20 protein-coding genes and 3 pseudogenes are annotated in these 20,887 nt (G+C 48.0%); 8 read left to right on the top strand and 15 right to left on the bottom strand.

What is annotated here, in order from left to right; all coding sequences use genetic code 11:
• The first annotated feature begins 66 nt into the window (after nucleotides 1-66).
• Nucleotides 67-2,042 (top strand): annotated as a pseudogene (locus A5N84_RS02580) (bifunctional 2',3'-cyclic-nucleotide 2'-phosphodiesterase/3'-nucleotidase).
• A gap of 175 nt (nucleotides 2,043-2,217) precedes the next feature.
• Here A5N84_RS02580 and A5N84_RS02575 read toward each other — a convergent pair.
• Nucleotides 2,218-3,273, bottom strand: a complete 1,056-nt coding sequence (locus A5N84_RS02575) for an aspartate aminotransferase family protein (RefSeq protein WP_198923720.1) — start codon at nucleotides 3,271-3,273, stop codon at nucleotides 2,218-2,220.
• 72 nt (nucleotides 3,274-3,345) lie between these two features.
• On the opposite strand from A5N84_RS02575, the gene grxD reads away from it, so the two are divergent.
• From grxD to bfr (A5N84_RS02550), 5 genes are all read left to right on the top strand, one after another.
• Complete coding sequence (gene grxD, locus A5N84_RS02570; protein WP_072281156.1) at nucleotides 3,346-3,675, top strand: Grx4 family monothiol glutaredoxin; 330 nt, start codon at nucleotides 3,346-3,348, stop codon at nucleotides 3,673-3,675.
• 148 nt (nucleotides 3,676-3,823) lie between these two features.
• The gene (locus A5N84_RS02565; RefSeq protein ID WP_072281155.1) at nucleotides 3,824-5,251 is read left to right on the top strand and encodes a hypothetical protein; all 1,428 of its coding nucleotides are present in this window, start codon (nucleotides 3,824-3,826) and stop codon (nucleotides 5,249-5,251) included.
• A 27-nt stretch (nucleotides 5,252-5,278) separates the two neighbouring features.
• Nucleotides 5,279-5,707, top strand: a complete 429-nt coding sequence (locus A5N84_RS02560) for a hypothetical protein (protein WP_072281154.1) — start codon at nucleotides 5,279-5,281, stop codon at nucleotides 5,705-5,707.
• 229 nt (nucleotides 5,708-5,936) lie between these two features.
• Nucleotides 5,937-6,401: a bacterioferritin gene (gene bfr, locus A5N84_RS02555; protein WP_072281153.1), complete on the top strand. Its 465-nt coding sequence runs from the start codon at nucleotides 5,937-5,939 to the stop codon at nucleotides 6,399-6,401.
• Nucleotides 6,402-6,893: a bacterioferritin gene (gene bfr, locus A5N84_RS02550; RefSeq protein WP_072281152.1), complete on the top strand. Its 492-nt coding sequence runs from the start codon at nucleotides 6,402-6,404 to the stop codon at nucleotides 6,891-6,893.
• Between the two features lie 43 nt (nucleotides 6,894-6,936).
• Here bfr (A5N84_RS02550) and A5N84_RS02545 read toward each other — a convergent pair whose 3' ends face one another.
• Complete coding sequence (locus tag A5N84_RS02545; RefSeq protein WP_072281151.1) at nucleotides 6,937-7,494, bottom strand: metallophosphoesterase family protein; 558 nt, start codon at nucleotides 7,492-7,494, stop codon at nucleotides 6,937-6,939.
• A 58-nt stretch (nucleotides 7,495-7,552) separates the two neighbouring features.
• Nucleotides 7,553-8,020, bottom strand: a complete 468-nt coding sequence (locus A5N84_RS02540; protein ID WP_072281150.1) for a tRNA (cytidine(34)-2'-O)-methyltransferase — start codon at nucleotides 8,018-8,020, stop codon at nucleotides 7,553-7,555.
• Between the two features lie 173 nt (nucleotides 8,021-8,193).
• Between A5N84_RS02540 and A5N84_RS02535 the strand changes: the two genes are divergently transcribed.
• Nucleotides 8,194-8,523: a hypothetical protein gene (locus tag A5N84_RS02535; RefSeq protein WP_072281149.1), complete on the top strand. Its 330-nt coding sequence runs from the start codon at nucleotides 8,194-8,196 to the stop codon at nucleotides 8,521-8,523.
• A gap of 93 nt (nucleotides 8,524-8,616) precedes the next feature.
• Here the strand turns inward: A5N84_RS02535 and mfd are convergent.
• The 12 genes and pseudogenes from mfd to ftsY form a co-directional block, all read right to left on the bottom strand.
• Nucleotides 8,617-11,945 (bottom strand): annotated as a pseudogene (gene mfd / locus A5N84_RS13605) (transcription-repair coupling factor).
• Between the two features lie 31 nt (nucleotides 11,946-11,976).
• A complete protein-coding gene (locus tag A5N84_RS09420; protein ID WP_233119873.1) occupies nucleotides 11,977-12,426 on the bottom strand; it encodes an RNA polymerase factor sigma-54 in 450 nt (149 codons plus the stop codon).
• Nucleotides 12,427-12,508: 82 nt separating this feature from the next.
• Entirely contained in the window at nucleotides 12,509-13,348 is an 840-nt protein-coding gene (locus A5N84_RS09415; RefSeq protein ID WP_078055524.1) for an RNA polymerase factor sigma-54, read from the bottom strand.
• Between the two features lie 4 nt (nucleotides 13,349-13,352).
• Nucleotides 13,353-14,084 carry an LPS export ABC transporter ATP-binding protein gene (lptB, locus tag A5N84_RS02520; protein ID WP_072281148.1) on the bottom strand — a complete coding sequence of 244 codons (732 nt, stop codon included), beginning with the start codon at nucleotides 14,082-14,084 and terminating at the stop codon, nucleotides 13,353-13,355.
• Nucleotides 14,081-14,542, bottom strand: coding sequence for a lipopolysaccharide transport periplasmic protein LptA (lptA, locus tag A5N84_RS02515; protein ID WP_072281147.1), 462 nt, complete (start codon nucleotides 14,540-14,542; stop codon nucleotides 14,081-14,083). The genes lptB and lptA overlap by 4 nt, the downstream gene beginning before the upstream one ends.
• Complete coding sequence (lptC, locus tag A5N84_RS02510) at nucleotides 14,526-15,080, bottom strand: LPS export ABC transporter periplasmic protein LptC (protein WP_072281146.1); 555 nt, start codon at nucleotides 15,078-15,080, stop codon at nucleotides 14,526-14,528. Before lptC ends, lptA begins: the two co-directional genes overlap by 17 nt.
• Nucleotides 15,080-16,061 (bottom strand): annotated as a pseudogene (locus A5N84_RS13255) (KpsF/GutQ family sugar-phosphate isomerase). Before A5N84_RS13255 ends, lptC begins: the two are co-directional and overlap by 1 nt.
• On the bottom strand, nucleotides 16,042-16,737 hold the full coding sequence (locus A5N84_RS02500) for an SDR family NAD(P)-dependent oxidoreductase (RefSeq protein WP_072281145.1): 696 nt from the start codon (nucleotides 16,735-16,737) through the stop codon (nucleotides 16,042-16,044). The pseudogene A5N84_RS13255 and the gene A5N84_RS02500 overlap by 20 nt, the downstream one beginning before the upstream one ends.
• A gap of 15 nt (nucleotides 16,738-16,752) precedes the next feature.
• Nucleotides 16,753-17,472, bottom strand: coding sequence for a bifunctional 2-polyprenyl-6-hydroxyphenol methylase/3-demethylubiquinol 3-O-methyltransferase UbiG (gene ubiG / locus A5N84_RS02495; RefSeq protein ID WP_072281144.1), 720 nt, complete (start codon nucleotides 17,470-17,472; stop codon nucleotides 16,753-16,755).
• 137 nt (nucleotides 17,473-17,609) lie between these two features.
• The gene (gene fur, locus A5N84_RS02490) at nucleotides 17,610-18,035 is read right to left on the bottom strand and encodes a ferric iron uptake transcriptional regulator (RefSeq protein ID WP_072281143.1); all 426 of its coding nucleotides are present in this window, start codon (nucleotides 18,033-18,035) and stop codon (nucleotides 17,610-17,612) included.
• Between the two features lie 40 nt (nucleotides 18,036-18,075).
• Entirely contained in the window at nucleotides 18,076-18,960 is an 885-nt protein-coding gene (rpoH, locus tag A5N84_RS02485) for an RNA polymerase sigma factor RpoH (RefSeq protein ID WP_072281142.1), read from the bottom strand.
• A 21-nt stretch (nucleotides 18,961-18,981) separates the two neighbouring features.
• Nucleotides 18,982-20,376 carry a signal recognition particle-docking protein FtsY gene (gene ftsY / locus A5N84_RS02480; protein WP_072281141.1) on the bottom strand — a complete coding sequence of 465 codons (1,395 nt, stop codon included), beginning with the start codon at nucleotides 20,374-20,376 and terminating at the stop codon, nucleotides 18,982-18,984.
• Between the two features lie 113 nt (nucleotides 20,377-20,489).
• Between ftsY and A5N84_RS02475 the strand changes: the two genes are divergently transcribed.
• Complete coding sequence (locus A5N84_RS02475) at nucleotides 20,490-20,852, top strand: DUF423 domain-containing protein (protein ID WP_072281140.1); 363 nt, start codon at nucleotides 20,490-20,492, stop codon at nucleotides 20,850-20,852.
• Nucleotides 20,853-20,887: the final 35 nt, after the last annotated feature.

Genomic DNA, 20,887 nt, shown 5'->3' with positions numbered 1-20,887 from the left:
GTTGGCTTGACAGAGGATAAATTGCTCGTAATGATGGCGATTTTAACCACACTACTAGAGGAATGTATGCAAAGAAGACGTTTAATTAAATTAGGGGCGGGGAGTATTTTGGGCTTGAGTGTGGCGCGTTTGTCTTGGGCGGAGGTTTCGGCGGCGGCAAATCTGCGCATTATTGCAACGACGGATGTGCATAGTTTTTTAACCGATTTTGATTATTACCGCAATGAGACAACCGATAAATTTGGCTTCACACGAGCCGCGACATTAATTGCTAAAGCGCGTGAGGAGGTGGTTAATAGTGTGTTGGTGGATAATGGTGATTTGATTCAGGGCAATCCAATTGCAGATTATCAGGCGGCTGTGGGGCATGAAAAAGGAGAACCGCATCCTGCGGTGATGGCGCTTAATGCAATGAATTATGATGTGGGCGGTTTGGGCAATCATGAATTTAATTATGGGTTGGATTATTTGGATACGGCGACTTCGCAGGCTAAATTCCCAATTATTAACACCAATGTGATGCGTGCGGATACGGGAGAGCCACGCTATCAGCCTTTTTGGATTGAGAAAAAATGTTGCTAGATGAAAACGGCGCGCAACAGGAGATTCAAATTGGGTATTTGTCTTTTGTGCCGCCGCAGATTATGTTGTGGGATAAGGGGCATTTAGACGGTAAGGTTGTGGTGCAAGATATTGTGCAGTCAGCGAAAAGTTATGCGCCTAAGCTTAAGCAAATGGGGGCGGATATTGTGATTGCTTTGGCACACACTGGGTCTTCAAGTGAGCCTTATGAGGTGGGCGCGGAAAATTGCGCGTTTTATTTAGCGGATGTGGCGGAGATTGATGCGGTGATTTTTGGGCATGCGCATCGGTTGTTTCCGCATGAGGAATTTGCCGAGGTGGAAGGGGTCGATATCAAAAAAGGTACGGTTTACGGCACGGCGGAATCTATGGCGGGATATTGGGCTAATCATGTGAGCGTGGTGGATTTGTCGTTGGCAAAACATGAGGGTCGATGGGTGGTGATGGACGCGCGTGCGCAACTCTATCCAATCTATGATGCGCAAAATAAGGTGGCGCTTACACAAAATCACGCGGAAATGGCAGCATTATTAGCGCCTGTGCATGAGAAGACGTTGGCTTATGTCTCTCAGTCTATTGGGCGAGCCAGTGCGGATTTATTTAGTTATTTGGCGTTGGTGCAGGCTGACCCAACGGTTGGCATTGTCAATCAGGCGCAGACAGACTACGCGCAAAAAGTGATGGCACAATTGCCCGAGTTGGGTGGATTGCCCGTGTTAAGTGCGGCAGCGCCCTTTAAAGCGGGTGGGCGTAAAAATGACCCTGAAGGCTATACGCAAGTAGAAAAAGGCGCCTTGACGTTGCGCAATGCAGCGGATTTGTATCTCTATCCTAATACGCTGGCTGTGGTGAAAATTACAGGCGCGCAATTGAAGGAGTGGTTGGAGTGCAGTGCTGGCATGTTTAATCAGATTGATAAGGAGAGTACACAACCTCAGACGTTGATTAATTGGGAGGGGTTTAGAACGTATAATTTTGATACGATTAGTGGCGTGCGTTATCAAATCGATGTAACGCAGCCTGCGCGCTATGATGGTGATTGTCAGTTGATTAATGCTAATGCAGAGCGGATAGTGGGGTTGTCGTATCAGGGGCACGCGGTGTTACCTGAGGAGGAATTTTTAGTTGCAACCAATAATTATCGCGCCAATGGGGGTAAGTTTGCAGGGACTGGGAGTGAGCAAATTGTGTTTTCCGCCCCTGATGAAAATCGCCAGATTTTGGCTAATTATATTAGCGAGCAAACGCGGTTACAGGGTGAGGTTAATACAGCGCTGGAGAACAACTGGCAGATTGCGCCCATTCAAACACAGGTGCCGTTGGATGTGCGTTTTGAAACAGGCGCAAGCGCGCAAGCAGAGGCGTTTATTCAAGATAATGCGCATTATCCGTTAGAGCGGGTGGGGCAAGACGAATTGGGATTTGCTATTTATCGCATTGATTTGCGCGCAAGTCGTTAGGTTGAGATTTTGTTGACGGAATCGGCGCTGATGGGCGCCGATTTTTTTATGCGTGTTGCAAACGCGGTTGGTTAGGGCGTTAGAAGCGCATGCAGGCGTTTTATGAGCTCATCGGCGTTGTCTTTGCTAAAAATAAGCGCGGGGACAAGGCGGATAACTTTTTCTGCAGTTACATTTAAAACAAGTTGTTGTTCATGCAATGCTTTATGAGCAAGCTGGTCAATGCTTTGTTTGAGTTCGATGCCGAGCATGAGCCTTGTCCGCGGATTTCTACAATATTGGGATGGGCGTTAAATTGTTGTTGCAGTTGGCTGAGGAGGTAGGCGCCTACGGTTTGGGCGTTTTCGATTAGTTGGTCGCGTTGATAAATCTGTAGGAGGGTGTTGACGACGTGCATAATCAGCGGCGAACCGCCAAAGGTGGTGCCATGGTTGCCAGCTTGAAAGAGTTCGGCGGCAGAGCCACGCGCTAAACAAGCGCCTACTGGGAGTCCGTTGCCCAGTCCTTTGGCAAGGGTGAGTACGTCGGGGGTAAGGGAATAATGTTGATACGAAAACCATTTGCCCGTCCGTCCCATGCCTGCTTGGATATCATCAATTATCATCAGCCAATTGTGTTGGGTGCAAAGTTGGCGGATGTGTTGGATAAATTGAGGGTCGATTAGATGGATGCCACCTTCACCTTGTACGCATTCTAAGAGAATGGCGACGATGTTTGCATTGTCAGATACGCGTATAAGCGCTTCGAGATCGTTATACGGGAGGTGGAGAAATTGGGGAAGCAGTGGGGCAAAACCTTGCTGGATTTTGCTATTGCCTGTGGCGCTCATTGCGCCAAAGGTGCGCCCGTGAAAGCTATGAGTGAAGCTAATCACAATGGGATGCTCGATGTTGTGTTTGCGCGCGTGTAGGCGTGTGAGTTTAAGCGCGGCTTCGTTGGCTTCTGTACCAGAATTGCAAAAAAAAGCGCGTTGCATGCCGCTGAGTTCGCAAAGGGTTTGCGCGGCTTGTTCTTGTGCAGGGATAGGGAAGAGGTTGGAGGTGTGCCATAGGGTTTGCGCTTGGTGATAAAGTGCTTGGGTGAGTTCGGGGTGTGCGTGCCCGAGTCCACAAACGGCAATGCCTGAGAGCGCGTCTAGGTAGGCGCGCCCGTCATTGTCGTATAACCAAACGCCTTCACCTTTGACAAAGGTTTGATTGAGGCGGTTGTAGGTGTGCATAAGGTGGGTCATGGTGGCGCTCTTTTTCATTGTTGGGAATTTGTGTATAGTAATCACTCCTTATAGAAAAACCAAGAGGTGGCGATGGATACGGTAGCAAGAATTAAAGAGCAATTAGAGCAAAATCCTGTATTGTTATATATGAAAGGGACGCCGCAATTTCCGATGTGTGGCTTTTCAGCGCGTGCGGTGGCGTGTATGAAGGCAGAAGGTCAGCCGTTTGCTTATGTCAATATTTTGCAAGACCCTGAAATTCGTGCGCAATTGCCTAAATATGCCAATTGGCCAACATTTCCGCAGTTGTGGATCAAGCAGGAGTTGATAGGCGGTTGCGATATTATTGAAGAAATTCATGAAAATGGTGAGCTTGCGCAATTGCTTCAGGATATTGAGTGGCCGTCAGCGCAGGAGTGATGCGTTAGGCTAATGGAGTGATAAATAGATGAAGCCTCTAGTTTTTAGGGGCTTTTGTTTTACTGGGATAAAGGTGGTGGGATGAAAAAGTTAATGAAGTGGGGAGCGATTGGTTTAGTTGTGGGCTATGCGGTGGTGGCTTTGGGGGATGGCTTATGCAGTTGGTGGGCAACTATACGCGCAGGTTAGCCAGTTTTTTAGCGCAAAAGAGGTGGTGTTGGTACAGACGGCGCAAGGGCATTTGGTGGCGGCGCTTAAGGCTTATGATAAGGGGATTTTATCCTCTAATGCAGAGGTGGCGGTGTCGTGGCATCGTGAGGATGGGGTGGTGTTTGCTCAAGATTTTGAGCTGGTGATTGAGCATGCGCCGTTTAGCACAACGCTATTAGATTGGTTTGTGGTTAAGGTGCAGGGGATTACGCCGCCAAAGGGAGAGATTGGCGAGCTGTTGCCACAGGATTTTATCCATGCGCGCTTTTCCAAGGCGGTGTTTGCTTCTATGACGGATCAATTACAAGTGGAATTAACGCCTTTTGTGCGGTCTTTGCCAGAGGATATGGTGTTTGATTTTAAGGGGATGCAAGGGCAATTTGTGGGGTCGGTGTTTGATTTAGGGCGCTCAGAGTTTCAGTGGCATGGGAATGGATTGGGGTTGACCTCACAACAGCAGCAGTGGGAGGTAGAGCCTTTTACGGTATTAGCACAACCATCACAAGCACAAGCCATACAGCTGGATTTACCGCATTTTGCGCTGGTGTGGGGAAATGCTGGGCAAGAAGAGCGCTGGTCGGTAGCAATTGAGCAGGCAAGGGTGCGGGCGCAGGCGTTAGCAGACGCTCAACATGAAATGCCATGGGTGGAATTTGAAGCGCAGGCACTTACTCTAAACACATACGAGAGGCAAGCGATGCAAAACTTAAATGCCGCATTTGGCTTTTATCCGCAAGATTTAGGCGATTATGCCTTGAAATGGTCGCTTAAGACAGATTTCACGCTCTCTGATGCGCTGGTTAATCATGGATTGGCGCAGGTGGTGGTAGCGCAGCTCAATGAAGTGGAGATGCAGGCGTTGTTGTATCCTTTTGAGGGCAAATGGTTGCAGGCGCGCTTAGCCAATCAGCTACCGCAGTTGGCGCAAGGGTTGGCGAGGGGAGGATTGCCGTTGTTGCAGGATTGGTTGTATGGGTTGATGCGTGAAAATAGTTTGAGCCAACCAATGCAGGCGGATTTGGCGCTACGCTTGGCAAAAGATGGGCAAGATAAAATGAGTCTACGCGCAAGCATTGAGGAACATTGGCAAAGTGAGAGGCAATGGCAAGAGGCGATGCAAAATCATGAGCAAGTATGGAAGAAATATTTATACGGTAGCACAATAGAATTGGCGATGGATAAGCGCTTGATGAAGAAAATATTTTGTTCTTCTGCAATGAAAACGTCCTTACTTTGTAAGGCGCAACATTGGTTGGGATTTCAGTGGTCGGGTCAGGAGGTTGCGCAACTAAAAGCACAGATTAATCGAGAGGCTATTTTACTTAATGGGCAACGAATTTTGCTTAATGGACAACGGATTTTGTAAAAATAGCGCAGAGGGAGGAGGATTAGAATGAAAGCGGTGGTATTGGCTTTTTTTCGCGTAGGGGTGTTGCTATCGGCAATGGGCGCTGGAGCAGCATTTTTAACTTTGGAAAATGTGCAATTGGGTTTTATTTTACTGGGGTTGATTATTGTGCATTTGGTTATTGCGATGTGGACGGCTAATAAAGCCACCAGTTATACCGCCTATGAAGAATGTTTTGCAGATATTGTAGGCGATATCATGGGTTATAGTCTTTTAGTCTTGGCGCTGGTGGCGTGGTTTGTTGCGCCATTTTATGTGGTTATCCCCATTACGTTGATGCATTACTACATGATTATGGGATTTCTAGCGGTGATGATGTGCATTGCGCTTTTTGAAATGATGATGACCATTCGCGCGTGTTTGATTGCACTTGAGCGCCAAAATCCTGTTGCAGCTTCTGGCGCATTCAATTAAGTAGAGGTTAACAATGAGATTGCAGATAATAAGTGAAAGTTATTATTATTTCAGAAATCTAATTGCTACTGCTAAATCAAATAAGATTGTTTCCCATTAACTTTAAAAATCAATTAAAAACAATAGGTTAAAAATAATCTTTTTATCTGGATAATCATTTATCATAAAAATTTGACAGCCTAAGGAAAGATTCTATACTCAGCGCCTTTTAACCCTTATGGAGAATTTTATGAAAGGCAATCAAGAAGTTATTGACTATTTAAATCAGCTAATCGCAGGTGAACTGGCAGCGAGAGACCAATATTTTATTCATTCGCGCATGTACGCTGAATGGGGTTATAACAAATTATTTACAGCGACTGACCATGAAACCGAGCATGAAAAACAACATGCAGATACGATGATTCGTCGGGTGTTAACACTTGAAGCCACGCCTGCTTGCGCCCCTCATGAGCTTAATATAGGCCGTGATGTTAAAAGCATGTTGGAAAATGATTTGGCGCTTGAATATAACGTGCGCGATGCGCTTAAAAAGGGCATTGCATTGTGTGAAAAGCATCAGGATTATGTTACGAGGAATTTACTTGTCGCGCAGCTAAAAGATACAGAAGAAGACCATGCGCTCTGGCTTGAGCAACAGTTGCGCCAAATTGAGCAAATGGGATTGCAAAATTATCTGCAATCACAGCGCTAAATCAAGGGGGATACTATGAATATTCAACCACAGGTCAATGAAACGCTGAATCAATTGTTGCGCTATGAATTGACAGTGATTAATCAGTATTTTCTTCATGCGCGCTTATTAAAACACTGGGGCTATAAAGGACTTGGGCAGCGCATTTATAAGCAGTCTATTCAGGCGATGAAAAATGCAGATGATTTAATTGAGCGCATTTTTTTACTCGAAGGGTTGCCCAATTTGCAAGACCTTGGCAAGTTGTTAATTGGTGAGGATATAAGCGAAATATTGTCTTGTGATTTGAACATTGCTAAGGCTCAGCATGAGGCGCAAGTTAAAGCGATTGCGCTATTAGAACAGGCGCAGGATTATGTGTCGCGGGCGCTGATTGAGGCGTTTGTAGAAGAGCAAGAAGAATATATTGATTGGTTAGAAACACAGCAAGAAAGCATTCAATCTATTGGCTTGCAGAATTATTTGCAGCGCGCTGTGGATTATGCGGAATAATTGCTGTGATTAGTTTGTAAATAATTTTTAAAAGCCACTGTTTTTAGTGGCTTTTTTTATGAACGGTTTTTTTGGGATAGGGCAGTGGTGGAATAGGGGACAGGCGCGTTTGAATCTCTTGCCACGTCCAAAGACGAAAATTTGGGTGTGCATCTAGTCCAACGTCTAATGCAGCGCCTTGTAATTGCAGGGCGCCGTGGGTGTGTCCATATAAATGCCAGCTGCCACGTTGGGCGTCGCGCCATTGGGCAATGGGGTAGTGGCATAGGACAATGAGTTGATTGTCGATTTTTTCTTCGTGGTAGGGTTTAACCCATTTAAAGCGCTCTTGCAGATAGGGATTGGCGAGAATTTGGTCATCATGATTGCCTGTAATCAGGCAGATTTCACCGTTGAGTTCGGCAAGTAGACGGAAGGTTTCCGCTTGGGTGCCAAAGGAGACGTCGCCTAGAAGATAAACGCGGTCGGTTTTTTGCACTTGCGCATTCCATTGCGCACAGATGGCGCTATTCATGGCGTGGGCGTCGGCAAAAGGACGGTTGCAATGGTGGAGGATATTGCGGTGAAAAAAATGAGGGTCGGAAGTGAAAAAATAACGCATGATGGTTTTTAGCTAAAAATTTGAGAGATTGTAGCCGATTTGATGGGGGTTGTGAGGGTTAGAGTAGGATGGCGGTGTTGGGGGTGGTTTGGCGGATGAGTTCGTAGGTGGCGATGGCGACGCTGTTGGAGAGGTTGAGGCTTCGGGAGTTGGGACGCATAGGGAGGCGTAGGGTTTGCTCTTGGCTGAGGGTTTGGTGGATTTCTGCGTTCAGTCCGTGGGTTTCGCTGCCAAAAAGTAGGAGGTCGTTGGTGCTAAATTTGGCGCTGTAGAGGCTTTGCTGGCTTTTAGTGGTAAACGCCCAAATGCGATGTTGGCGGGTGCTGTGGTAGAAGCTTTGCCAGTCGGGGTGGTGATGAATGTGGGCAAATTCTTGATAGTCGAGTCCAGCACGGCGTAGGCGTTTGTTATCCCAAGTGAATCCTAGGGGATGGATGAGATGGAGTTGGGCGCCTGTATTGGCGCAAAGGCGGATGATGTTGCCAGTATTGGGGGGGATTTGGGGCTGAAAAAGGGCAATGTGCATGATAGATTGTGGAGGTTATAAGAGGGTGGGCATTATAGATTGTCTTGCTTTGACTACCAAACGGTTATGGTGGGAATTTTTTAAAATTTAGGTGGAGAATTGTGCTCGATTGGTTAAAATGGCGCGGTTTATTTTGTAAACGGTTTATTAGATTGTTTTGTAAGGAGGATGTTATGTTGAAGGTTTTTTCATTGGGTTTGGCAGCGGTTGTTTTGGTGGGGTGTGTGTCTTCGCCTCAGGTGAGCAATGAGGGGAAGGTATTAAATGCGCAAGCCCCTGATGCACCAGCTTATTCAGCTTTGGATCAAGGTTCGATTATTACTTCTGGACACAGGCAGTATCGGGCGCAACCTTCTGCGGGAGAGCCACTAAAAAATGCGGCGCGTGGAACGGTAGTTGGTGGGGTGGCTGGAAATCTTTATGGTGGCAATTCTACTAGCACGGTCTATGGCTCTGTAGGCGGTGGGTTGATTGGTTTGGGAATGGGGATGTATGCGCGTTAATAGGCGATTTTTATAAAAGAATAAGCGCTGGCTTTTGAGCTGGCGTTTTTTTTGGGCGGCGTTTGATGCGCTCTAGTAAGAGGCATTGGGTGGTTAGGGGGTAATGGTGTCAAGGAGGGTTTGGGTGTGGGCGATTTGTTGTTCTAGGGTTTCTGGGCTGGGGTCTGGATGGTAGCTGAGGCTGTTTTGTGTGCGCATTTTGTATTGTGCGTGGTCATTTTGTAGGCGTTGGAAGAGGGCGTTGGTGTTGAGGTTGGGTTGGTCGTTAAACTGGATTTCGCTATGGTCTTGGTGGATATGAAGGCGGGTGATGCCTAGGATTTTGGCTTGCAGGCGGAGGTGGTTGTGGGCGATGAGGTGGCGGGCAGCGGGGGGGAGACTGCCAAAGCGGTTGATAAGTTCAATGGTGAGGGTGTCTATTTGGGAGTGGGTTTTGCTGGTGGCGAGGCGTTGGTAGTAGCTTAGGCGGATTTGTGGGTCGTGGATGTAGTTGGCAGGTAGAAGGGCGGGTTCGCTGAATTCTATTTCTAGGCGGTTGGGTTCGCTGAGTTCTTGTGGGGGTTGTCCGTTTTTGAGTGCTTCAACGGCGCGCTCTAGGAGGTCAAAGTAGTAATGAACGCCGATTTGTTGGATTTGTCCACTTTGTTCGCTACCAAGGATTTCGCCTGCACCGCGGATATCAAGGTCATGGCTGGCTAGAAGGTAGCCTGCGCCTAGGGAGTCGTGGCTGATGAAGGCTTCAAGGCGACGTTGGGCGTCTTTGCCTAGGGTTTGCCATGAGGGGGTGAAGAGGTAGGCGTAGGCTTGGTGGTGGGAGCGGCCTACTCGTCCGCGGAGTTGGTGGAGTTGGGCGAGTCCGAGTTTATCGGCGCGGTTGATGAGAATGGTGTTGGCGTTGGGGATGTCAATGCCTGATTCGATGATGGTGGTGGCGATGAGAAGGTCGTAGTGGCGGTTGTAGAAGTCTTGCATGATTTGTTCGAGTTGGCGTTCGGGCATTTGTCCGTGGACGATGGCGATGCGTAGGTTGGGTTGATTGTCTGCGATGGTGCGGGCGATGCGTTCGATGCTGTCGATGTCGTTGTGTAGGAGGTAGATTTGTCCTCCACGGCGCAGTTCTCGTTCGCAGGCTTCTTCAATGGTGGCTAAATTCCATTCGCTGATGATGGTTTGTACGGATTGGCGTCCGCTGGGTGGGGTGGCGATGATGGAGAGGTCGCGTAGTCCTGAGAGGGCGAGGTTAGGGTGCGTGGGATTGGGGTGGCGGTGAGGGTGAGGAGGTTGACGTTGGCGCGTAGGCTTTTTAGGCGCTCTTTGTGGCGTACGCCAAAGCGTTGTTCTTCGTCGATAATGACGAGTCCGAGGTTGGCAAATTGTACGTCTTTTTGTAGGAGGCGGTGGGTGCCTATGATGAGGTCAAGTTGTCCGTTTTTTAGTTTCTCTAGGCTGGCTTTTTGTTCTGCCGTGCTTTTAAAGCGTGAAACGAGGTTGATGGTTAAGCTGTAGTCGGCAAAGCGGTCTAAAAAATGGTGATAGTGTTGGTTGGCTAGGAGGGTGGTGGGGGCGATGAGGGCGACTTGTTGTCCGCCTAGGACGCTGGCGTAGGCGGCACGCACGGCAACTTCTGTTTTACCAAAGCCGACGTCGCCACAGATGATTCTGTCCATGGGGCGCTCACTTCGAAGGTCGCTGAGGACGGTTTGGATGGCTTGAGTTTGGTCGGGGGTTTCTTCGTAAGGGAAGTTGTCGGCAAATTGTTGCAAATCTTGTGGGTCGTAGTCGATGGCGATGCCTTGGGCGTTTTCTCGTTGGGCGTAGATTTCTAGGAGTTCGCTGGCGGTGTCGCGGATGCTTTGTTGGATTTTGCGTTTGCTTGTTTGCCATTGTTTGCCGCCAAGTTCATGGAGGGGGGCGGTTTCTGGGTTGGCGCCACTGTAGCGGGTAATGAGGTCTAGGTCGGTGATGGGGACGTAGAGGGTGCTGCCTTTGGCGTATTCGATGCGCATGAGTTCGTCGCTTTCTGGACTTAGGCGGGTGAGTCCTTGATAGCGTCCAACGCCATGGTCAATGTGGACGATGGGGGCGCCTAGGCTGAGGGTTTGTAGGCTTTCGATTTGCGCGCCTGCGTGGGGGTTTTTAGATTGGTGGAAGTTGGGGGTTTGGTGTCCTGCATGGAGGTCGGCTTCGGCTAGGTGGGTGGCATGAGGGCTATGAAAGCTGTATTGCAGGGGGGATTGTATGAGGGTGAGCTGGGCGGGGCTTTGTTCTTCAAATGGGGGGGTGATGTCGAGTAGTTGTGGGTTGAGTTTTTGTTTTTGTAGTTTCTCTAGCCAGTGTTCGCGGTTGCCTTGGCTGGTAAAGTGGAGAAAGAGGGGTTTGCTGGGGTGGTGTATTTGCTTGAGCCATTGTTGTTTGCGATCGTATTCGTCGCCGCTAAAGTCGATGTTGTCTGCGCTTGGGTGGTAGGGTTGCGCGGGGAGGGTGTTGAGGTGGGTCTGTATGACGTTGGGGCTAAACCATAGCGCTTCGGGGGCGAGGAGTTGGTTTTGGCGGAGTGCGTTGAGGCGTTGGTAGCGTTTTTGGCAGTAGTTGTGGTGTTTTTCTAATGCGGGTTGGGGGTCGGTTGGGCTGATGAGGTGGGTGTTGGGTGGGAGGTAGTCAAAAAGAGAGGCGGTGTCGTCAAAGAAGAGGGGGAGGTAGTATTCGAGTCCTTGGAGGGTTTGTCCGTCGCTGATGCGTTGATAAAGGGGGCTGTGGATGATGTTCTCGCCAAGTTGTTGGCGGGCGCTTTGGCGAAAACAGGTGCGCCCTGTTTGGGTGAGGTCGAGTTCGCTGGTGGGTAGGAGGCTGAGGCTTTGGTGTTTTTGGTGGGTGGTTTGGTCGTCTAGGTTGAATTCGCGGATGCTGTCTATTTGGTTGTCAAGCCATTCTAGGCGGATGGGGTGGCTGGCGTTTAGGGGGTAGAGGTCTACAATGGCGCCGCGGGTGGCGTATTCGCCTTTGGCGTTGATGTGGGCGGTGGGTTGGTAGCCAGCGTTGATGAGGCGTTGGATGAGGGTGTCGCGGGGTTGTTGGTCGCCAACGCTTAGATGGATGCCGTGGCGGTCAAGATGGGTTTGGGGGGGCGAGGCGTTGTGCGATGGCGGCGATGGTGGTGATGACGATGCCATGCTGGCGGGTGGGGAGTTCGGCTAGGGTGCGCAGCGTTCGCCAATGAGGTTGGGGTGGGGGGAATATTGGTCGTAGGGGAGGGTTTCCCAGTCGTTAAACCAATAAATGGGGTAGTTTTTGGGTAGCCAAAAATGTAGGTTGTGGCGCCAATATTCTGCCCATGGGGTGCTGGGGGCGAGCAGGAGAATGGGGTGGTCGGTGGTGAGGCTGTTTTTGAGGTTGTAGGCGAGATGTTTGATTTGGGTGTTCATGGTTAGGTTCTCTTGGTTTTGATTGGTTGGCTTAATTGTGAAGGCGACGTTGGCTACTGGCGGGGATGTTGAGGCTTTCTCTGTATTTGGTGATGGTGCGTCGGGCGAGTTGGTGTCCTTCTTCGGCTAGGAGGGCTTGTAGGCTTTGGTCGCTTAGGGGTTTTTGGGGGTTTTCTTGGGTGATGAGTTGTTGGATGCGAGCTTTTATGGCGGTGATGGAGAGGTTGTCGCCGTCGCTGTTTTCAATTTCGTTGGCAAAAAAATAACGTAGTTCATAAAGCCCTTGTTTGCATTGTAAATATTTTCCGTTGATGGCGCGGGAGATGGTGCTTTCGTGAAGGTCTAGGCGTTGGGCAATTTGTTGACGGGTGAGGGGTTTCATGGCGCTATCGCCTTGTTGGAAAAATTCTTGTTGTTGGGCAACGATGGCGCTGGCAACGCGTCTAATGGTGTCAGCGCGTTTTTGTAGCGCGTTTAAGATGAATTTGGCTTCTTGAAATTGGGCATTTAAAAGGGTTTTGTTTTGTCCTTTACTTTGTTTGAGCAGTTGGGCGTATTCTTTATTAAGGCTGAGTTTGGGGAGGAGTTCTTCGGTGGTTTCGATGTAGCTGATGCCGTTTTTTTTCTAAAACGATGATTTCAGCTTGGTATTGTATAGGGAGGTCTGTTGGGGTGTAGTGTTGTCCAGGTTGTGGGTCAAGTTTGCGCAGGAGTTCTAGGGCGTGTTGGTATTCTTCTTCGTTGATGTTTAAGTTTTTTTTGATAAGTTGTGGGTTTTTGCCAATGTAGGGGAGATAGCGAGCGATAAGGTGTTTGAGGGTGTTGAGGTGGGGGGTGTCTGTGGGGAGTTGTTGTAGTTGGAGGGTGAGGCAGTCTTGTAGGTCGGTTGCGCCAACGCCTGTTGGTTGGCATTGGCGGATTAGTTCGAGACCTTGTTTGAGTTGGGAGATGGGGAGGTTGGCGCTTTGTGCAATGGCTTTAAGTGTGTCTCTAAAGTAGCCATCAGAATCTAAATTGTAGGCAATTATTGTGGCGGCGTTAAGCAGTGTTGGGTCGTTGCTTAGGGTGTGGAGTTGTTCGATGAGGTGTTCGCTTAGGGTTGGGGTGTGGAGTTGTTGCTCGAGGAGTTCTTGGGAGTCGTAGGAGGGGTTTGGCTCTTGCCAGTCATTTTCTGGGTCGTTGTAGGGGTCGTAGTCGATTTGTTCATCAAAATCATTAGGTTCGTCGGTGGTGGTGAGTTGGTAGGGGCTGTCTATGTTGAGCATGAAATTGTGGTTGAGGATTTGGTTGAGTTCTTGTTCGAGTTCGAGGCGGTTCATGCCGAGCAGTTCGATGGCATGCTGTAGTTGGGGGGTGAGGGTGAGTTGTTGGCTTTGTTTGAGTTGGAGGTGTTGTTTGTTCATGGCGTTAGCTGAGGCTAAAGTCGTTTCCTAGGTAGGCGCTTCTGGCTTGTGGGTTGTTGATGAGTTCCTGTGGGCTGCCTGAGGCTAAGATGCGACCTTCGCTTAAGATGTAGGCATGGTCGCAACTTTTGAGGGTTTCGCGGACGTTGTGGTCGGTGATGAGGATGCCGATTTGTCGCTGGCGGAGGTGGTCGATGATGTGGCGGATGTCGGCAACGGCGATGGGGTCTACGCCTGCAAAGGGTTCATCTAGGAGGATGAAGCGGGGTTGGGTGGCGAGGGTGCGGGCGATTTCGCAACGTCTGCGTTCGCCGCCTGATAGGCTGATGCCTAGGGTGTCGGCAAGATGGCTGATGTTGAGTTCTTGCATGAGTTGGTTGGCATATTGAAGGCGTTGTTTGCGTTTGTGGCGTCCTGTGAGTTCTAGGATGGCGAGGATGTTGTCGCGGACGCTGAGTTTGCGAAAGACGGAGGCTTCTTGCGGAAGGTAGGAGAGTCCAAGTTGGGCGCGTTTGTGTATGGGGAGGGGGGTGAGGTTGGTTTGGTCAAGGTAGATGCTGCCACTATCTGGGCGAATGAGTCCGATGGTGAGATAAAAACTGGTTGTTTTTCCTGCGCCGTTGGGCCCAAGTAGTCCGACGACTTGGGCGCTTTGCACGCTAAAGCTGGCGCCGTTGACGACGGGGCGGTTTTTGTAATGTTTAATGAGGTTGTGGGCGGTGAGTTGGCTGGTCATGAGGTTTTGGGTTGGAAGGTCATGTGGACACGGCTTCCTTGGACGATTTCTTTTTTGAGGTGGTAGGTGAGGCGCTCGCCTTGGGTGTGATGTTCGCCTTGACGAACGTGGGCTTGTTTGTCGATGGTGATGGTGGCGCTTTCAAGGTCGTAGATGAGGTGTTGTCCTTCGCCATCAATGGCTGGGTCTTGTTTGGGTTGGTAGTGAAAGGTGGCGAGATTGCCCCATGCTTCTATGTGTTCGACTTGGCTGTTGTTGAGGCGGATGGTGATTTTATCGCCTTGTAGGGTCATGGCGCCTTGGCTGATTTTGACGTTTCCTGTGTAGGTGGCGATGCCTTTTTGTACGTCATATTCACCATGGTCGGCATTGAGTTCTATGGGCAGGGTTTGAGTTTGTGCCTGTAAAGTGGGTGGGAGAAGGAGGAGGCTTAACAGTAGTTTAGAATTTAGGCGCATAGTGGCTCCGTATGGCTTGCTTTAGGGTGATGGTGGGTTGGTTGATTATCCAATGTGCGCCTTGGGCGGTGGTTTGGCTTTGGGGGGTGTTGAGTTCGATGGGGGCGTTGGTGTCGAGGGTTTGTTGCTCTATTTGATAGTTAAGTTGGGGGGTTTGTAGCCAGTATTGGCGTTGGTTGTGTTGTGTGCTTTGCACTTGTACTTGCCCTTGGAATTGGAGTTGGGTTTGGGCTTGGTTAAGGTGGGCTTTTTGGGCGGTGAGTTGGATGTGTTGTGTGTCGGGGGTGTGGTAGTCGATTTTAGGGGTGTGATAGGTGGTGGCGCGTGGGTCGTTGTAGTGCGTGAGTTGATTGGCGCTTAGGATGAGGTTGGCTTGTCCTTGAGTGTCGTAGTGTATGGATATGGGATGCTCTAGGATGAGCAGGGGGGTGTCTTGGACGCTGATTGGCTGTACTTGGGTGGGGCGGTGTTGGTTGTGCCAATACCAATAGGCGCTTAGTAGGCTTAGGGCGATTAGTGAAAAGGTTGTGTAGCGCATTAGGCGATTCCAGCACTGAGTAGGTCGTGAATATGAAGGATGCCGATTAGGCGGTTTTGCTCTAAAACTGGGAGGCTGGTGATGTGATATGTTTCCATAAGTTCTAGGGCTTGGGCTGCGAGTTGGTCTGTGGTGGTGTGATGAGGGGTGGGGGTCATGAAGGTGCTGATGGGTTGGCTTAGAAGGTCGGTGTGTTGGGTTTTTTCAAGAGTACGGCGTAGGTCGCCATCGGTGTAGATGCCAAGCAGTTGGTCATTGTCGCAAATAAGGGTTACGCCGAGTTTTTTTTCTGTGATTTCAAATAGTACTGTTTTGAGGCTGTCTTGGGGTGGCTTTTAGGGATGGCTGTTTTGGTGCGCATGAGGTCTTTGACGGTGGTTAGGAGGCGTTTTCCTAGGCGTCCGCCTGGATGAGAGCGGGCAAAATCTTCGCTAGAAAAGCGTCGTGCTTCAATGAGTGCAACGGCTAGGGCGTCGCCTAGCGCTAGAGTGGCGGTTGAGCTTGAGGTGGGGGCAAGTCCAAGGGGGCAGGCTTCTCGTTCGATTATAAGGGGGAGGTGGATGTTGGATTGTTGCGCTATGGCGCTTTGGGGATTGCCTGTGATGCTGATAACGGGGATGCTTAGGCGTTGGATGATGGGAAGAAGGGTGAGAATTTCGTGGCTTTGTCCTGAATAAGAGAGTGTGAGAAGGCAGTCTTGTGGGGTAATCATGCCGAGGTCGCCGTGTTCAGCTTCTGCTGGATGAACAAAAAAGGCGGGTGTGCCAGTGCTGGCAAAGGTGGCGGCTAGTTTGGCGCCAATATGCCTGATTTGCCCATGCCCATAACGATGAGATGCCCTTTGCAATCTAGGATGGTTTGGCAGGCGCGAATAAAATTTTGGTCTAGGCTGGCACTTTGCGCACTAATGGCTTGCGCTTCTATGCTTAGGACGTTTTGCGCAGCGATGAGCCATGGATGATTAGGGGTGGTCATAGGCATATCTTTTAATGGTCGATGGTTGATGCTCGTTTAGAGCTTGCTCGTATAGGGGGAGAATATCAGTTGGCTGTTTCCAATGAGGTTGGGCGTTGGGGAATATGTTGCGGTTAAAAGAGGTGTCTATCCAGCCAGTATCGATGATAGAAATTTGTAGGTTGTCGTAGGTGCTGTGTTCGTTATGAAGGGTGGTGATGAGTGTATGCAATGCGCTTTGACTAACGCCAAATCCATGCCAATAGGCGGGTTGTTGTTGATGTTGGTCATGGGTGGTGAATAGTATTTTAGGCTGGGCGCTTGCTTGTAGGCTGGGCAGCAGGGTTTGAATAAACCATAATGGTGAGGTGAGGTTGATTTGTAGGGTTTTTAGCCATGTTTCTGGGTCGCAGTGGATAATAGGGCGTAGATTTTCAACATACATTTGCGTGAAAATAAGACCGTCAAGGGCTGGATAATCTTCTGCAATTAGTTGGGCAAGGGTTTGATATTGGGTGTAGTCCGCTGCCCAAATATCAAAGGGAATGAGGGTATGGTCGCCGTTAAGCTGAGCATCTAGAGATTCAAGCAATAGTTGCTCTTGATCAAGTAGGAGCAAGGTATGTCCTTGTTGGTCAAGATGGCGAGCAAGCTCACTGCCTAGGTCTGAGGTAGCTGCTGTAATGAGGATGGTTTTTTTCATATTAAGGTTTTTGGATTAGGCGTTTTGAGAGATTTTTTGTGCAACAAGGAGGTAGTTCACCCCTACACGGCGACTAAGCGTTGCGGTTTTTAAGAGAGGGTGATAATCCAGTCCGCTAATCGCCTTGACGCGTAATCCTGCCTGCTCACACATATTAACAAGCTCGCTGGGTTTGATAAACCAGTCGTGTTGGTGAGTGCCTTTGGGGACGAGAGAGGTGAGGTTTTCGGCAACAATGATGGCGAGGAGATAAGCCGTGAAGGTGCGATTTAGGGTAGAAAAAAATGCAAAACCATTGTCTTTAAGAAGGGCGTGAATATCTTTTAAGATGGTGCTAGGGTCAACAACATGCTCAAGCATTTCCATGCAAGTAATAATGTCATATTTTTCATTATTTTCAACACATTGAGAGCTTGATATACAGCGGTAGTCGATATGATAAGGTTGGGTTTTTAGATGGTCTTTAGCAGTTTGAATAACTGTTGGGCTAATATCAATCCCACTGACTTTTGCACCTTTAGAGACCATCGCTTCACTTAGTATGCCTCCTCCGCATCCAATATCAAGCACTTGTTTGTTGGTAAGGTTTTGATAGCGTTCGATAAATTTTAGTCGCGCAGGGTTGATGTGGTGTAGGCTTTTATAGGGACCATTGGGTTGCCAAAACTGATGCCCATGTTGTTCAAAACTTGCGATGCTGTCATTAAGAGGCGTTTGTTGTGTTGAGTTGGGCATAATAATTCCTAGGTTGCCAGAGAAATAATATAAATTCTAACATGATTGCATTGATTTGTTTTTGCGGTGGTTAGAATAAAATCAGGGTTAAAGCGTGTGTCGTTTTAACCTGATTTGTTTGATGTCGGCAAGAAGATTTAGTTGTCTTCTTCATCTTCACCTAAATAAACCCCGTAGAGAATGAGACTGTGGTCGTCTAGACTAAAACCATGCTCTTCAGCAATTTCTTTTTGACGTCTTGCAATAATTTCATCATAAAACTCCACTACTTTTCCTGTTTTTACACAGATAAGATGGTTGTGATGATCGCCAGAGTCAATTTCAAATACGCTATGATTGCCTTCAAAATTATGGCGTTTGAGGATGCCTGCTTGTTCAAATTGAGTGAGCACACGATAAACGGTGGCAAGTCCGATATCCTCGTCAGCTTTTAAAAGGATTTTATAAACATCTTCTGCACTTAAATGCTTATCGTTAGAAGAAGTCTCTTTTTCCATAATATCTAGAATTTTCATGCGTGGGCCGGTTACTTTTAATCCAGCTTTGCGAATCTGTTGGCTCATTACAAATACTCTCGTGGTTGTTGGTTATAAAATTTGGTGTTTAATTTGTAGCCATGCTTAAGCGCAACTGTTTCATTGCTTGTTGCTCAATTTGGCGAATACGCTCAGCAGAGACATGGTAAGCATCAGCAAGAGATTGAAGAGTGGCTTTTTTGTCTTCATTCAACCATCTAGCTTGAACGATTTCACGACTGCGCTCATCAAGTTGTGCAAGCCCTTGTTGGAGCTTGTCGTGCATCAGGGTTTTTTGCTCGTCTTGTGAGGCGATATCAGCAGGGTCAACACTTTGTGCGCTTAGCCATGCTGACGGGCTGTAATCGTCGCCTTCGCTGTCTTCTGTGGGGTCAAAAGAGATATCTTGCCCGTGAATTCTACTTTCCATTTCAAAAACATCTTTGGTAGAGACGTTAAGTTCATTAGCAATATGTTGCGCTTCTTCATCGTTTAACCAAGCAATACCTTTTTTCATGCTACGCAGATTGAAGAATAATTTGCGCTGTGCTTTTGTGGTGGCAATTTTAACCATTCGCCAGTGGCGGATAACGTATTCGTGTATTTCAGATTTTATCCAATGCACGGCAAAAGAAACTAGGCGCACGCCACGGTTGGGTTCAAAGCGTTTAACTGCTTTCATCAGTCCAACATTTCCCTCTTGGATAAGATCCCCGATAGGTAAACCATAGCCACTAAAACCTCTTGCAATATGAACAACAAATTTTAAATGATGAACAATAAGCGTCTGAGCCGCTTCTAATGAATGTTCGTTGCGCAGTTTATGCGCTAAACGCAATTCCTCTTCGGCATCAAGGACTGGGATCTGACGAACTTTCGCAATATATTGTTCGATATCGGTTGCGGGGGTAAGCCATTGTTCATTAACGATGAGAGCTTGAGAAGTCGTAGATGAATTATTTTTAGTTATCATAGTATGTACCTACATTAAATTTTACTCGTTGTATAATAGCGCATTTACAAAATCCATGGCGTTAAATGGTCGTAAATCTTGCGGTTGTTCGCCTACGCCGATAAAGCGGATGGGGAGTTGTAGATTGTGCGTGATGGCAAAGAGAATGCCCCCTTTGGCAGTGCCATCTAATTTAGTAATACTGATGCCATCAATGTTCATGGCTTGGTGGAATTCTTGAGCTTGGCGCAGGGCATTTTGTCCATTACCAGCATCTATCACAAGCATGGTTTCATGGGGAGCTTGGGGGTCTAGTTTTTCTAGCACGCGCTTGATTTTTTTAAGTTCTTCCATGAGATGGTTTTGGGTGTGTAGGCGTCCTGCAGTGTCAATAATTAAAATATCAATTTGGCGGGCAATGGCAGACTGCAGGGCGTCGTAAGCAACAGAAGCAGCATCAGCGCCAGTGGCTTGAGCAATGACGGGGATGTTATTGCGCTTACCCCAAATTTGTAATTGCTCAACTGCAGCAGCACGGAAAGTATCACCTGCGGCAAGCATAACTTTTTTGCCTTGAGACTGATAATAGTGAGCGAGTTTGCCAATAGTTGTGGTTTTACCCGCACCGTTAATACCCGTCATTAAAATAACAAAGGGTTTGTGAGCCTCTGTGTTAAGAGGTTGTGCATAAGGAGAAAGGAGTTCGTGCATATGCGAGAGCATAGCTGTTTTAACCGCATCAACATCTTCAACTTCATTGCGCCTTATCAGTCCGCTAACTTTTTGAATAATTTTCTCGGTTACCTCAATGCCTACATCGGCGGTGAGTAGTTGCATCTCTAGTTCATCAACCAGTTCTTGGTTAAGCGCTTTTTTGCCTAAGAATAAGTCCGCAAAGCCATCACGAGTTTTGCTTAGTCCTTGTTTTAGGCGCTGAAGATAGCTTTTGTTTTCTGCTGGTCTTACCTCTTGCTTTAAATGTTGACTTACAACAGTATTTAAATTTTGTTGGATATGTTTTGGTAGGTTAGGGGGAAGGTTAAGATTGAAAATTGGAGTATTGGACTGTGCAGCTGGGCTGGTGTTTGTAGGCTCTTCGTCTTCTAATAAATCATCTATAGAGTATTCGTTGGTTACGACAGAATTTGGCTCATTAGTAAGAGAGTCTGCGCTATCGCTATGGTTGGATTGAAGTTGTTCGATTTGCTCATCTATGATTTGAGGTTGTGCGGTTTCTAGCTCTAGGATTTGAGGTTCATGATTTTCTTGCTCAGACTCTATATGAATCGTTTCATTAAGCTGTGGCTCATGGAACTCTTTTGAGGTTTCTTCTTTTTCCTCTATTTGGTCGGTGCTGATTTCTTCGTTGGTTTCATTATCTCTGGTGGTGTCTTTGTCAGAGGAATTAGTGAGTTTTTTAAACCATTTAAAAACCATGAGAGCTCCGTTGAAGATGGGGATTGTGGCGATGGTTGCCGATAATGAGCGCGTAATATTAAAATTATTGGCTAGCAATGTAAACGGTTATTTATTTACATAGGAAGGGTCGGATGAGAGAGATTGTGAGATTTAAGATAAATGCTAGAGTGTTATTTTTAGCGGCAGTAAGTGGGTTTCTTTGGGTGGCGTTCGGTGCGGCGACTGGACATGAGGCGCTGGCAGAACCTTTTACGCGCTATTTAGAAAAAGCACAACGTTATCACGTGGTCCATACTTTGGTGCTGTTGTTTTTGAGTTTGCAGGAAATAGATGTTTGGCACTGGTTGATGGTTTCTTTGTTTGTGCTGGGAATGGTGTTTTTTTGTGGAGCGCTTTATTTAATGGCGATTTATGCTTTGGCGCTAAATATTTTAGTGCCTATCGGAGGGGTGTGTTTTTACTGGGGTGGGCGGTGTTGGCTATACAAGCGGTAAAAATAGGGCGCAATTGAAGATTACCGTGTGGCGAC

It is taken from the genome of Rappaport israeli (genome assembly GCF_001888055.1).
Classification (GTDB): Bacteria; Pseudomonadota; Gammaproteobacteria; order Cardiobacteriales; family Cardiobacteriaceae; genus Rappaport; species Rappaport israeli.
The sequence above is the reverse complement of the archived record's forward strand: the minus strand, read 5'-3'. Positions and strand labels throughout refer to the sequence as shown.